13 protein-coding genes and 1 pseudogene are annotated in these 13,008 nt (G+C 62.1%); 11 read left to right on the top strand and 3 right to left on the bottom strand.

Features of this window, described 5'->3' with window-relative positions; all coding sequences use genetic code 11:
- The 3 genes and pseudogenes from F6X37_RS17590 to F6X37_RS17580 all read right to left on the bottom strand — a co-directional run.
- Positions 1–184: pseudogene (locus tag F6X37_RS17590) on the bottom strand (2-methylcitrate synthase); the annotation flags it as partial.
- Between the two features lie 54 nt (positions 185–238).
- On the bottom strand, positions 239–1,255 hold the full coding sequence (locus tag F6X37_RS17585) for an HpcH/HpaI aldolase/citrate lyase family protein (RefSeq protein WP_187612207.1): 1,017 nt from the start codon (positions 1,253–1,255) through the stop codon (positions 239–241).
- Positions 1,256–1,446: 191 nt separating this feature from the next.
- The gene (locus tag F6X37_RS17580) at positions 1,447–2,430 is read right to left on the bottom strand and encodes a malate dehydrogenase (protein WP_090808272.1); all 984 of its coding nucleotides are present in this window, start codon (positions 2,428–2,430) and stop codon (positions 1,447–1,449) included.
- A gap of 539 nt (positions 2,431–2,969) precedes the next feature.
- Here F6X37_RS17580 and F6X37_RS17575 point away from each other — a divergent pair.
- The 11 genes from F6X37_RS17575 to leuB all read left to right on the top strand — a co-directional run bounded on the left by F6X37_RS17575 (position 2,970) and on the right by leuB (position 12,761).
- The gene (locus F6X37_RS17575) at positions 2,970–3,770 is read left to right on the top strand and encodes a GntR family transcriptional regulator (RefSeq protein WP_184038002.1); all 801 of its coding nucleotides are present in this window, start codon (positions 2,970–2,972) and stop codon (positions 3,768–3,770) included.
- Between the two features lie 157 nt (positions 3,771–3,927).
- The gene (gene sdhC / locus F6X37_RS17570; protein ID WP_090808277.1) at positions 3,928–4,344 is read left to right on the top strand and encodes a succinate dehydrogenase, cytochrome b556 subunit; all 417 of its coding nucleotides are present in this window, start codon (positions 3,928–3,930) and stop codon (positions 4,342–4,344) included.
- Between the two features lie 3 nt (positions 4,345–4,347).
- The gene (sdhD, locus tag F6X37_RS17565; protein WP_184038008.1) at positions 4,348–4,716 is read left to right on the top strand and encodes a succinate dehydrogenase, hydrophobic membrane anchor protein; all 369 of its coding nucleotides are present in this window, start codon (positions 4,348–4,350) and stop codon (positions 4,714–4,716) included.
- Positions 4,717–4,720: 4 nt separating this feature from the next.
- Positions 4,721–6,496: a succinate dehydrogenase flavoprotein subunit gene (gene sdhA, locus F6X37_RS17560; protein ID WP_184057561.1), complete on the top strand. Its 1,776-nt coding sequence runs from the start codon at positions 4,721–4,723 to the stop codon at positions 6,494–6,496.
- 26 nt (positions 6,497–6,522) lie between these two features.
- Complete coding sequence (locus tag F6X37_RS17555) at positions 6,523–7,227, top strand: succinate dehydrogenase iron-sulfur subunit (RefSeq protein ID WP_187612206.1); 705 nt, start codon at positions 6,523–6,525, stop codon at positions 7,225–7,227.
- Positions 7,228–7,311: 84 nt separating this feature from the next.
- Positions 7,312–7,584, top strand: a complete 273-nt coding sequence (locus F6X37_RS17550; protein WP_018424116.1) for a succinate dehydrogenase assembly factor 2 — start codon at positions 7,312–7,314, stop codon at positions 7,582–7,584.
- Positions 7,585–7,656: 72 nt separating this feature from the next.
- Positions 7,657–8,958, top strand: coding sequence for a citrate synthase (gene gltA / locus F6X37_RS17545; RefSeq protein WP_187612205.1), 1,302 nt, complete (start codon positions 7,657–7,659; stop codon positions 8,956–8,958).
- A gap of 333 nt (positions 8,959–9,291) precedes the next feature.
- Positions 9,292–10,701 (top strand): 3-isopropylmalate dehydratase large subunit, encoded by a 1,410-nt coding sequence (gene leuC, locus F6X37_RS17540; RefSeq protein WP_090808290.1) that lies wholly within the window; start codon positions 9,292–9,294, stop codon positions 10,699–10,701.
- 5 nt (positions 10,702–10,706) lie between these two features.
- Positions 10,707–10,865 carry an entericidin A/B family lipoprotein gene (locus F6X37_RS17535; RefSeq protein ID WP_018424119.1) on the top strand — a complete coding sequence of 53 codons (159 nt, stop codon included), beginning with the start codon at positions 10,707–10,709 and terminating at the stop codon, positions 10,863–10,865.
- Between the two features lie 84 nt (positions 10,866–10,949).
- Complete coding sequence (gene leuD / locus F6X37_RS17530) at positions 10,950–11,603, top strand: 3-isopropylmalate dehydratase small subunit (protein WP_018424120.1); 654 nt, start codon at positions 10,950–10,952, stop codon at positions 11,601–11,603.
- A gap of 90 nt (positions 11,604–11,693) precedes the next feature.
- Positions 11,694–12,761 carry a 3-isopropylmalate dehydrogenase gene (gene leuB, locus F6X37_RS17525; protein WP_187612204.1) on the top strand — a complete coding sequence of 356 codons (1,068 nt, stop codon included), beginning with the start codon at positions 11,694–11,696 and terminating at the stop codon, positions 12,759–12,761.
- The last annotated feature ends 247 nt before the right edge of the window (positions 12,762–13,008 follow it).

Here is a 13,008-nt window from a genome sequence, read left to right as displayed (position 1 = left end):
ACGCCTCGGCGATGTCGAGAATGTCATAGCCGCGATAGTGCAGATCGTTGCCGGTCTTGCCGACCGTGCACAGCGCGGTGTTGCCCGCGGTCACGCCCGACAGCGCGACGGATTTTTTCGGTTTGAAGCCGCTTTGCGTTTCGTTGCCGCCTGTTGCGCCAGCGGCTTGCGTCGTCTCGCTCATGTTCCGCCTTCTCCTGTGTGCCGGCTCATCGCTGCCGTTTGAAAAACGCGTCGCTTATGCTACAGACTGTCCGTTGGCGCCCACTTGCGCAAAAAGCGGCGCCGCTTCTTGTGGAACAGCGCGGCCGGTGGTTTGCGCGCGGCGCAGCACCGACCAGTAATAGCGGTAGCTCGCACGGTCGTGCAGCGTATCGCCATGACGCGTCGGGCCCCAATGCGCGGACTGCGCGGCGAGCAGGATTTCGGCGGCCATCGCGATTTCTTCGTCGCGCGGCGCGAACGCGGCGACGATCGCCTCGATCTGCGCGGGGTGGATGCTCCACATGCGCGTGTAGCCGAACTCGTTGCGGGCGCGCTGTGCGTCGTTCGCGACCACGCTCATGTCGCGCACTTCGGTGCTGACGTTGTGCGACGGCACCTTGCCGAACGCATGGCAGGCCGCCGAAATCTCGAGCTTCGCGCGCCGCACGAGCGGATGATCGAATTGGCCCGGCGAGCGCATCGCGGTATCGGGGATCGCGCCGTCGTGCGCGGAGACGAAGTCCATCAGGCCGAAGCTCAGCGCCTCGACGCCCGGCAGCGCGGCGAGTTCGAACACACGCGTAAGCGCGCCGTGGGTTTCGACCAGCAACTGCACCGGCACCGGCTGCGCGAGGCCGAGCTCGCGCCGCGTCGCCTCGATGAACGCGATCATTTCGGCGGCATCGTGAACATGGCGGATTTTCGGCAGCGTGATGTAAGCGGGTGCTCGCTTTGCGGCGCGCAGAATGAGGCGTACGTCGTCGCGCCAGTGCGCGTGAGCGAAGTCGTGGATGCGCACGCCGACGCGGCCGAAGCGGTCATGCTCGGTGCCCAGTAGCGATGCGACCAGTTCCGCGTGCTCGGCCTCGCGGCCGACCTGCGCGCCGTCTTCGCAATCTAGCGTGATATCGAACACCGGGCCGAGTTGCTGCTGTAACGCGAGCGACTTCAGCATCAGCTTTTCGCTGCCCGCGTAGTGATCGCAGGCAGGCAGCACAGCGGGCGGCGCTTCGCCCTCAAACAGCACTTCGGCGGGTGTGAGAACGCGCATCTTCGGCGTGTGGGGCGTGGTGAAAATTAAGGATGTCGGATTCGGGCGTGCTCTGCGCGAGTGCCGTCGGGCAACGGCAAAGCACGTTCGAATCAGAGGCGAATGGCGATGATCGCACGGCCATTCACACGAAAAAAACCGGAACCCGCCGCGCTGAGGCTTCGGAGTTCCGGTTCATCGGCATCAGATGCTTAGCCGAGCAGGTGCTGAACGCCGTCGCGCTCTTCCAGCAGTTCCTGCAGCGTGCCGTCCATCTTTTCGCGCGAGAACGCGTCGATTGCCAGACCTTCGACGCGCTTGTACTCGCCGTTTTCGCAGGTCACGGGCACGCCGTAGATGATGTCTTCAGGAATGCCGTACGAGCCGTCCGACGGGATGCCCATCGTGACCCACTTGCCGTTCGTGCCGAGCACCCAGTCACGCACGTGGTCGATCGCAGCGTTAGCCGCCGATGCCGCCGACGACAGGCCGCGCGCTTCGATGATCGCCGCGCCGCGCTTGCCGACGGTCGGGATGAACGTATTGCGGTTCCATTCTTCGTCGTTGATCAGCTTGGTCAGGTCCTGACCTTCAGCCGTTGCAACGCGGAAGTCGGGGTACATGGTCGGCGAGTGGTTGCCCCACACCGCGAGCTTTTCGATCGACGCGACCGGCTTGCCCGACTTGGCGGCCAGTTGCGACAGCGCGCGGTTGTGGTCCAGACGGAGCATCGCGGTGAAGTTCTTCTTCGGCAGATCCGGCGCCGACTTCATGGCGATGTATGCGTTCGTGTTGGCCGGGTTGCCGACCACCAGAACCTTCACGTCGCGGCTGGCGACGTCGTTCAGCGCCTTGCCCTGAACCGTGAAGATTTCGGCGTTGGCCGACAGCAGATCCTTGCGCTCCATACCCTTCGAACGCGGACGCGCGCCGACCAGCAGTGCAATGTCGGCGTCCTTGAACGCGACCTTCGGGTCGTCCGTGATCACGACGCCCGACAGCAGCGGGAATGCGCAATCATCCAGTTCCATCACGACGCCTTTGACGGCGGCTTGCGCTTGCGGCAGATCGAGCAGTTGCAGGATCACCGGCTGGTCCTTGCCGAGCAGGTCGCCATTGGCGATGCGGAATAGCAGGGAGTAAGCGATTTGACCTGCGGCGCCGGTGACGGCAACGCGCTTTGCGGGCTTAGCCATTGAGAAATCTCCAGGACGATGCGTTAGACGCTAGGGAAAACGCCATTCTATATGCGCGTTCAGCGTAGCGTGATGAAACACGGCGGAATTCACTGTTCGCGTGCGGGCTCGGAATTGGCGAGACCGGGCGGCGCGTTACGGCAAGACCGCCGTGCCGGAAAGCTGTACTGCGGAGCGGGACGGGATGGCCCAGGGCTTACTCCGGGCCGGGGCCGCAACTGCACGGTGCGGGCTCCTGCAAACAGCGCGTTTCGGCAAGCGTCGGGCCAGCGGGTGCAACACGGAGACAGCGCGCGAATGCAACGGATGGCGGCGAATCGAAACCTGGACTGCGTAGGGGACGGCATGGTGCAGAGTGGCTGCCGGAGCGTCGCGGCGCTGCATCAAACAGCCGCCGCAAAATCCCGCAAACCCTTGCTCGACAAGGAGTGTAGGAGTCGAAACAGACAAAGTCAACAGTATCTTATGTCTTATATAAGACACATCTATCGCGGGGAAAACCCTAGACGTGTCCCAGCCCTTTATGATGAAATGCGCGCATGAATTCGAACCCGGCGAATCCTGTGAACCCGAATGGCCAAGGGGCCGCCGGCGAAGGCGTATCCGCTGTTTCCGCTGCCGCGTCGCCTACCTTCAGCCCCTTATATCAGCAGATCAAGGGCTTGATTACGCAGAGCCTCGAAAGCGGCGAATGGAAGCCGGGCGAGATCATTCCTAGTGAAGTCGAACTGGCCGCGCGTTTCAAGGTGAGTCAGGGTACGGTGCGCAAGGCGATCGACGAACTCGCCGCCGACAACCTGCTGGTGCGCCGCCAGGGCAAGGGCACATTCGTTGCAACGCACAACGAAGAGCGCGCGCAGTTCCGTTTCCTGAGATTGCTCGCGGACGACGGCGCCGAGCATCCGCACGTGAGCCGTCTGCTCGAATGCCGGCGGCTGCGCGCATCGGCGGAAATCGCGCGGCAGCTCGACCTGAAGCCGGCCGATCCGGTCGTGCTGATCAAGCGTTTGCTGCAGTTCGACGGCGAAGTCACCGTGCTCGACGAAATCTGGCTGCCCGGCGTCGTGTTCCGCGGGCTCACGCTCGAGCGGCTGTCGGAGTACAAGGGTCCCCTCTACGCGATGTTCGAGACGGAATTCGGGACCCGCATGATTCGCGCGACGGAAAAAATCCGCGCGGTCGCGGCGGAGCCTTCCGTGGCGGACCTGCTGCATGTGCCGGCGGGTTTTCCGTTGCTGTCGGTCGAGCGCGTGTCCTATACCTATGGGGACCGGCCGGTCGAAGTCCGGCGAGGTTGGTATGTCACAACCGGGTATTACTATCAGAACGATCTGAGCTGAATCGGGCTGAAACGAGGCGCGGCGTCCCACACGCGTGCCAATCGGAAGGCGCTTTTAATGCGCGCGCCGCAAAGGACCCAGCGTGGTTTTCGCTGCAGCGCGATATAAAAAGGCGCTAAAATTGCGGATTAGTGTGACTACATAGTAGGGGTCTAGCATGGCAGAAGCCGTAAAAAAACCGAGGCCGGAATTCCGGAACATCGGTATTGGTCAAATACTGACGGCATACCGTCTCCCGCTGGCGGGGCGCGTGTCGATTCTGCATCGCGTGAGCGGTGCCTTGTTGTTTCTCTTCCTTCCGTTCCTGCTGTTCCTCTTCGATCAGAGCCTGACTTCCGAACTGAGCTTCGAAGTATTCAAAGGCTTCCTCTCCAACATCATCGTCAAGCTGATCACGCTGGTTCTCGCGTGGGCCTTCCTGTTCCACTTCTGCGCCGGCATCCGTCACCTCGTGATGGATACGAATCATGATGCCGTGTCGAAAGAGAAGGGCAAATCGACCTCCATCGTGGTGATCGTCGTGTCGTCGCTGCTTACCATCGCATTCGCGGCAAAACTGTTCGGAGCATTCTAAAAAATGTCAGCCAATAACCGAATCGGTTCGAAGCGTCTCGTCGTCGGCGCGCATTACGGTCTGCGCGACTGGCTCGCGCAACGCGTCACCGCCTGCGTGATGGCGGTGTACACGGTGATTCTGCTCGCGTGGTTCTTCCTCGCGCGCGACTTTTCGTACGACGGCTGGGCGTCGATCTTCGCGACGCAGTGGATGAAGCTCGCCACGTTCGTCACGCTTCTCTCGCTGTTCTACCACGCGTGGGTTGGTATCCGTGACATCTGGATGGATTACGTGAAGCCCGTTGGCACGCGTCTCGTCCTCCAGGTGCTGACGATCCTCTGGCTGCTCGCATGTGCGGGCTACGCTGCGCAGATTCTCTGGAGAGTATAAAAGCATGGTCGCAATCAAGAATTCTCTGCCGCGTCGCCGCTTCGACGTCGTCATCGTCGGCGCGGGCGGCTCGGGGATGCGCGCGTCGCTGCAACTCGCGCGTGCCGGTCTGTCGGTCTGCGTGCTGTCCAAGGTGTTCCCGACGCGTTCGCACACGGTCGCGGCCCAGGGCGGCATCGGCGCTTCGCTCGGCAACATGAGCGAAGACAACTGGCACTACCACTTCTACGACACGATCAAGGGCTCCGACTGGCTCGGCGACCAGGACGCGATCGAGTTCATGTGCCGTGAAGCACCGAACGCCGTCTACGAACTCGAACACTTCGGCATGCCGTTCGACCGTAACGCGGACGGCACGATCTATCAGCGCCCGTTCGGCGGCCACACCGCGAATTACGGCGAAAAGCCGGTGCAACGCGCCTGCGCGGCGGCTGACCGTACCGGTCACGCGCTGCTGCACACGCTGTACCAGCAGAACGTTGCTGCCAAGACGCAATTCTTCGTCGAATGGATGGCGCTGGACCTGATCCGCGACGCCGACGGCGACGTGCTCGGCGTGACCGCACTGGAAATGGAAACCGGCGACGTCTACATCCTCGAAGGCAAGACCACGCTGTTCGCCACGGGCGGCGCGGGCCGGATCTTCGCGGCATCGACCAACGCGTTCATCAACACCGGTGACGGCCTCGGCATGGCGGCCCGTTCGGGCATCGCGCTGCAGGACATGGAATTCTGGCAATTCCACCCGACCGGCGTGGCCGGCGCGGGCGTGCTGATCACCGAAGGCGTGCGCGGCGAAGGCGGTATTCTGCGTAACTCGAACGGCGAACGCTTCATGGAGCGCTACGCGCCGACGCTGAAGGATCTGGCGCCGCGCGACTTCGTTTCGCGTTCGATGGACCAGGAAATCAAGGAAGGCCGCGGCGTGGGTCCGAACAAGGATCACGTGCTGCTCGACCTGTCGCACATCGGCGCCGAGACGATCATGAAGCGTCTGCCGTCGATCCGCGAAATCGCGCTGAAGTTCGCGAACGTCGACTGCATCAAGGAGCCGATCCCGGTCGTGCCGACCATCCACTACCAGATGGGCGGTATTCCGACGAACATCAACGGCCAGGTCGTCGGTACGCCGCGCGGCCCCGAAGAAGTCGTCAACGGTTTCTACGCAGTGGGCGAATGCTCGTGCGTGTCGGTGCACGGCGCGAACCGTCTCGGCACGAACTCGCTGCTCGACCTCGTGGTGTTCGGCCGCGCTGCCGGCAACCACATCGTCAAGCACGTGAAGGAACTGAAGGAACACAAGCCGCTGCCGGCCGATGCAGCCGACTTCGCGCTGTCGCGTCTGGCGAAGCTGGACAACTCGTCGTCGGGCGAGTACGCACAGTCGGTCGCGAACGACATCCGCGGCACGATGCAGAAGCACGCTGGTGTGTTCCGTACCTCGGCTCTGCTGTCCGAAGGCGTCGAGGCCATCCGTGAAGTGGCGGCACGCGTCGACAACATCCATCTGAAGGACAAGTCGAAGGTGTTCAACACGGCTCGCATCGAAGCGCTCGAAGTGGCGAACCTGATCGAAGTGGCACGCGCCACGATGGTCTCCGCCGAAGCGCGCAAGGAAAGCCGCGGCGCGCACGCGCAGAACGACTTCGAACATCGCGACGACGAAAACTGGCTGCGCCATACGTTGTGGTTCAGCGAAGGCGATCGCCTCGACTACAAGCCGGTTCACATGAAGCCGCTGACCGTCGAATCGGTTCCGCCGAAAGCGCGTACCTTCTAAGGCACAAGTCAAAGGAATTCAGAGAAATGGCCAAGCGTACATTTGAAATTTACCGCTACGATCCGGACAAGGACGCCGCTCCGCGCATGCAGACGTACGAGATGGAAATCGACTCGCACGAACGCATGCTGCTCGACGCGCTCATCAAGCTGAAGGCGCTCGACGAAACCCTGTCGTTCCGTCGCTCGTGCCGCGAAGGCGTGTGCGGTTCGGACGCAATGAACATCAACGGCAAGAACGGCCTCGCGTGCCTGACGAACCTGAACGACCTGCCGCAGAAGATCGTGCTGCGTCCGCTGCCGGGCCTGCCCGTCGTGCGCGACCTGATCTGCGACTTCACGCAGTTCTTCAACCAGTATCACTCGATCAAGCCGTACCTGATCAACGATACGCCGCCGCCGGAAAAGGAACGTCTGCAGTCGCCGGAAGAACGCGACGAGCTCGACGGCCTGTACGAATGTATTCTGTGCGCGAGCTGCTCGACGTCGTGCCCGAGCTTCTGGTGGAACCCGGACAAGTTCGTCGGCCCGGCTGGTCTGCTGCAAGCCTACCGCTTCATCGCGGATAGCCGCGACGAGGCAACCGGCGAGCGCCTCGACAACCTGGAAGATCCGTACCGTCTGTTCCGTTGCCACACCATCATGAACTGCGTCGACGTTTGTCCGAAGGGCCTTAACCCTACCAAGGCAATCGGCAAGATCAAGGAATTGATGGTTCGCCGCGCTGTCTAGTATCAATGAGCTCCGCGCTCCCTGGCGCGCGCTGCCCCCGAGAGGGCGGTCAGTGCGCCCGGGCGCGGCGCGGGGTGTACCGACATGACCGAAACATCGCATCAGTCCGACCCTCTCCGCCGCGCGCGTCTTCGCTGGCGCGCACGGCGGGGCCTGCTGGAAAACGACCTGATTTTCGAGCGTTTTTTCAGCCGATATGAGCATGACCTCAGCGATGCCGACGTGGGCGCACTCACGCGCCTGCTCGAGCTGAGCGATAACGACCTGATGGACTTGCTGCTCGCGCGCAAGGAACCAGAAGGCGATCTGGCCGACCCGGACGTGGTCCGGGTTCTGGAGTTGCTGCGCAACGCTTGAGCGCCGCCAGTCCGTTGTTCCAGGCGTGCAATTATCGAAACCCTGTATCCATACTTCGATTGAGGATGTGCTATGACCCCGTCAGATGTTAAAGCCACGCTATCGTTCAGCGACAATTCGCCGAGCGTCGAAATGCCGATTTACAAGGGCACGATTGGCCCGGATGTGATCGACATCCGCAAGCTGTACGGCCAGACCGGCAAATTCACGTACGACCCGGGCTTCATGTCGACGGCGGCGTGCAATTCGGCGATTACCTACATCGACGGCGACAAGGGCGAACTGCTCTACCGCGGCTACCCGATCGACAACCTCGCGCAAAACGCCGACTTCCTCGAAACCTGCTACCTGCTGCTGAACGGCGAGCTGCCGAACCAGAAGCAGAAGGTCGAATTCGTCGGCACCGTCACGAAGCACACGATGGTGCACGAGCAGATGCAGTTCTTCTTCCGCGGCTTCCGTCGCGACGCGCACCCGATGGCAATTCTGGTCGCCGCGGTCGGCGCACTGTCCGCGTTCTATCACGACTCGCTCGACATCAATAACCCGCGTCACCGCGAAGTGTCGGCGATCCGTATGATCGCGAAGCTGCCCACGCTGGTCGCGATGGCGTACAAGTACAGCATCGGCCAGCCGTTCGTGTATCCGAAGAACGACCTGTCGTACAGCGCGAACTTCATGCGCATGATGTTCTCGAACCCGTGCGAAGAGTACGAGGTCAACGACGTGCTGGTGCGCGCGCTCGACCGTATCCTGATCCTGCACGCTGACCACGAGCAGAACGCGTCGACGTCGACCGTGCGGCTCGCCGGTTCGTCGGGCGCGAATCCGTTCGCGTGTATCGCGGCGGGTATCGCGTGTCTGTGGGGCCCGGCGCACGGCGGCGCGAACGAAGCCGCGCTGACCATGCTGGAAGAAATCGGCTCGGTCGACAACATTCCTGAGTTCATCAAGCAGGTGAAGGACAAGAACTCGGGCGTGAAGCTGATGGGCTTCGGCCACCGCGTCTACAAGAACTACGACCCGCGCGCGAAGCTGATGCGCGAGACCTGCTACGAAGTGCTCGAAGAGCTGGGCCTGCACGACGATCCGCTGTTCAAGCTCGCCATGGCACTGGAAAAGATCGCGCTCGAAGACGAATACTTCGTGTCGCGCAAGCTGTACCCGAACGTCGACTTCTACTCGGGCATCGTGCAGCGTGCACTGGGCATCCCGACGTCGATGTTCACGTGTATCTTCGCGATGGCACGCACGGTCGGCTGGATCGCGCAGTGGAACGAAATGATCGCCGATCCGGAACAGAAGATTGGTCGTCCACGTCAATTGTTCGTCGGCGAGACGCTGCGTGAAGCGAAGCCGATCGCACAGCGCTGATCGCTGATCGCTGATCGCTGATCGACCTCGATACGCGCGCTTCGCAGCGGCATTCGTGCCGTGCACAAGCGCGAAATTGGAGTGAATGAAACGCCTCAACGGGTTTACCGTTGGGGCGTTTTCCGTTTCGGCGGCAGCTACGCGTCGCGCATGCGGCGCATTGGCGTCGCTGGGGCCAACGCTTGCCGGGTAACGACGATACAGGTATTGCCACTACCAGCCAACTCCATGTTTTTTATCGGTTTTTTCGTCGGCTGAGCAGCCCATCGCGGTGTGCAGCGTGGCATAATCAATCGACACAGTCAGCCCGCAGTCACTACTACTCCGCATACCATGGCACAGACTCTCTACGACAAATTGTGGAACACGCACGTGGTCCACACGGAAGACGACGGCACCACGATTCTCTACATCGACCGTCACCTGCTGCATGAAGTGACCAGCCCGCAGGCGTTCGAAGGCCTGAAAATCGCCCAGCGTCCGGTGTGGCGCATCAGCGCGAACCTGGCCGTGTCCGACCACAACGTGCCGACCACGGACCGCAGCCACGGCATCGCCGATCCGGTGTCGAAGCTGCAGGTCGACACGCTCGACGCCAACTGCGACGCCTTCGGCATCACACAGTTCAAGATGAACGACCTGCGTCAGGGCATCGTTCACATCATCGGGCCTGAACAGGGCGCCACGCTGCCGGGTATGACGATCGTCTGCGGCGACTCGCACACGTCCACGCACGGCGCGTTCGGCGCGCTTGCGCACGGCATCGGCACGTCGGAAGTCGAGCACGTGCTGGCCACGCAAACGCTGCTGCAGAAGAAGAGCAAGAACATGCTCGTGAAGGTCGAGGGCCAATTGCCGCGCGGCTGTACCGCGAAGGACATCGTGCTCGCGATCATCGGCAAGATCGGCACCGCGGGCGGCACCGGCTACGCGATCGAATTCGGCGGCTCGACGATCCGTTCGCTGACAATGGAAGGCCGCATGACGGTCTGCAACATGGCGATCGAAGCGGGCGCGCGCGCCGGCATGGTCGCCGTCGACGACACCACGGTCGAATACCTGAAAGGCCGTCCGTTCTCGCCGCAAGGCGTCGAGTGGGATCACGCGGTCGAGTACTGGAAGCAGTTCAAGTCGGACGACGGAGCGCATTTCGATCGCGTGGTCGAGTTGAACGCCGCCGAAATCGTGCCGCAGGTCACCTGGGGCACGTCGCCGGAAATGGTCACGCCGATCGACGGCCGCGTGCCGGATCCGGAGCGCGAAAAGGACCCGGTCAAGCGCGACGCGATGGAGCGCGCGCTCAAGTACATGGCGCTCGAGCCGAACGCGCCGATCGAGTCGATCAAGCCGGATAAAATCTTTATCGGGTCGTGCACCAACGCGCGCATCGAAGACATTCGCGCCGCGGCTTACGTCGTGAAGAAGCTCGGCCGTCGCGTCGCGCCGAACATCCGTCTGGCGATGGTCGTGCCGGGTTCGGGTCTCGTGAAGGCGCAGGCGGAGCGTGAAGGCCTCGACAAGGTCTTTACCGAGGCCGGTTTCGAATGGCGCGAGCCGGGCTGCTCGATGTGTCTGGCAATGAACGCCGACCGGCTCGAGCCGGGCGAGCGTTGCGCGTCCACGTCGAACCGCAATTTCGAAGGTCGTCAGGGCGCTGGTGGCCGCACGCACCTGGTGAGCCCCGCGATGGCCGCGGCTGCGGCCATCGAAGGGCATTTCGTCGACATTCGCAAGCTCGGATAAATCGCATGATGAAGAACATGAATCGCATCACTCTGTTGCGCCGCTTCGCACTCGGCACGTTCGCCGGGCTCCTGCTCGGTCTTGCCGGCTGCAACACGGTGCACGGATTCGGCCAGGACATGTCGCACCTCGGCAATTCGATCAGCAATCACGCTGAGAAATAAGCGGTTTTTGATTTTTGCCGGCGATACGGCGCGGAGGTTCCAGCCGCCAGTCGCATCGCCCGGTCCTGAACAGGCGCAAGCGTCATGGATAAATTCATCGTACACACCGGCGTCGTGGCGCCGCTCGATCGCGAGAACGTCGACACGGACGCGATCATTCCGAAGCAGTTCCTGAAGTCGATCAAGCGCACGGGTTTCGGTCCGAATGCGTTCGACGAATGGCGCTACCTCGACCACGGCGAACCGGGTCAAGACAACTCGAAGCGTCCGCTGAACCCGGATTTCGTGCTGAACCAGCCGCGCTACCAGGGCGCCTCGGTGCTGCTCGCGCGCAAGAACTTTGGCTGCGGCAGCTCGCGCGAACACGCGCCCTGGGCGTTGCAGCAATACGGCTTTCGCGCGCTGATCGCGCCGAGCTTCGCGGACATCTTCTACAACAACTGCTTCAAGAACGGCGTGCTGCCGATCGTGTTGACCGAACAGCAGGTCGATCATCTGTTCAACGAGACGTATGCGTTCAACGGCTTCGAGCTGACGATCGACCTCGAAGCGCAAGTCGTGCGCACGGCCGACGGCGGCACCGAATATCCGTTCGAAGTCGCGGCGTTCCGCAAGTATTGTCTGCTGAACGGTTTCGACGACATCGGCCTCACGCTGCGTCACGCGGACAAGATCCGCCAATTCGAAGCGGAGCGTCTCGCGAAGCAACCGTGGCTGAACAATCGCCTCGTCCGTTAAGCGAAACCGTGAGGGCGTCAGGGGCGTGAAGTCCGCGCGCCAATGTCGGTTTGCGCCAGAAAATCCGAACAAAATCATCAAGGAATTCGCATGAAGATCGCAGTGTTGCCGGGCGACGGCATCGGTCCCGAAATCGTCAAGGAGGCCGTCAAGGTCCTGAACGTGCTCGGCGAGAAGTTCGAACTCGAAGAAGCGCCGGTCGGCGGCGTGGGCTACGAAGCGAAGGGCCACCCGCTGCCGGACTCGACGCTCGCGCTCGCGAAGGAAGCCGACGCGATCCTGTTCGGCGCGGTCGGCGACTGGAAGTACGACAAGCTCGAACGCGCGCTGCGCCCTGAGCAGGCGATTCTCGGTCTGCGCAAGCACCTGGAACTTTTCGCGAACTTCCGTCCGGCGATCTGCTACCCGCAACTGACGGGCGCGTCGTCGCTGAAGGAAGAGATCGTTTCGGGTCTCGACATCCTGATCGTGCGCGAACTGAACGGCGACATCTACTTCGGCGCGCCGCGCGGCGTGCGTACGTCGCCGGACGGCCTGTTCGCCGGCGCGAAGGAAGGCTTCGACACGATGCGCTATTCGGAACCCGAAGTGCGCCGCATCGCGCACGTCGCATTCCAGGCGGCGCAAAAGCGCGGCAAGAAGCTCACCTCGGTCGATAAAGCCAACGTGCTCGAAACGTCGCAGTTCTGGAAGGACGTGATGATCGACGTGTCGAAGGAATACGCGGACGTCGAACTGTCGCACATGTACGTCGACAACGCCGCGATGCAGCTCGTGAAGGCGCCGAAGTCGTTCGACGTGATCGTGACCGGCAACATGTTCGGCGACATCCTGTCCGACGAGGCGGCCATGCTGACCGGCTCGATCGGCATGCTGCCGTCGGCATCGCTCGACAAGAACAACAAGGGCTTGTACGAGCCGTCGCACGGCTCCGCGCCGGATATCGCCGGCAAGGGCGTTGCCAATCCGCTCGCCACGATCCTGTCGGCCGCGATGATGCTGCGCTATTCGCTGAACAAGGCGGAGCAGGCCGATCGCATCGAAACCGCGGTGAAGAAGGTGCTCGAACAGGACTATCGCACCGGCGACATTCTCACGCCGGGTTGCAAGCAGATCGGCACCGCCGCGATGGGCGATGCCGTCGTGGCCGCGCTGTAAAACGCGTGCACCGCATGCGCTCGCAGAGCGAGGGCATGCGGTGGTCAGGTCAACGATACTGGCCTTTTAAAAACGCGAATCGGGCCTTGAAACAGGCCGATTTGCGCGTCATACGGCGAAGAACGCCGCCAGTTTTCCGTTTTCGTGTATATTCTTGTGATGGCTCAGATCTCCCAAATCTCCTCGATTTCCAAAATGCACGGCACAACGGCCCGTGCGATCGAGTTCGCCATTACCATCAAAACCA

The sequence above is a fragment of the Paraburkholderia sp. 31.1 genome, assembly GCF_014397645.1.
Taxonomy (GTDB): Bacteria; Pseudomonadota; Gammaproteobacteria; order Burkholderiales; family Burkholderiaceae; genus Paraburkholderia; species Paraburkholderia tuberum.
This window is presented reverse-complemented; position numbering and strand designations above follow the sequence as displayed.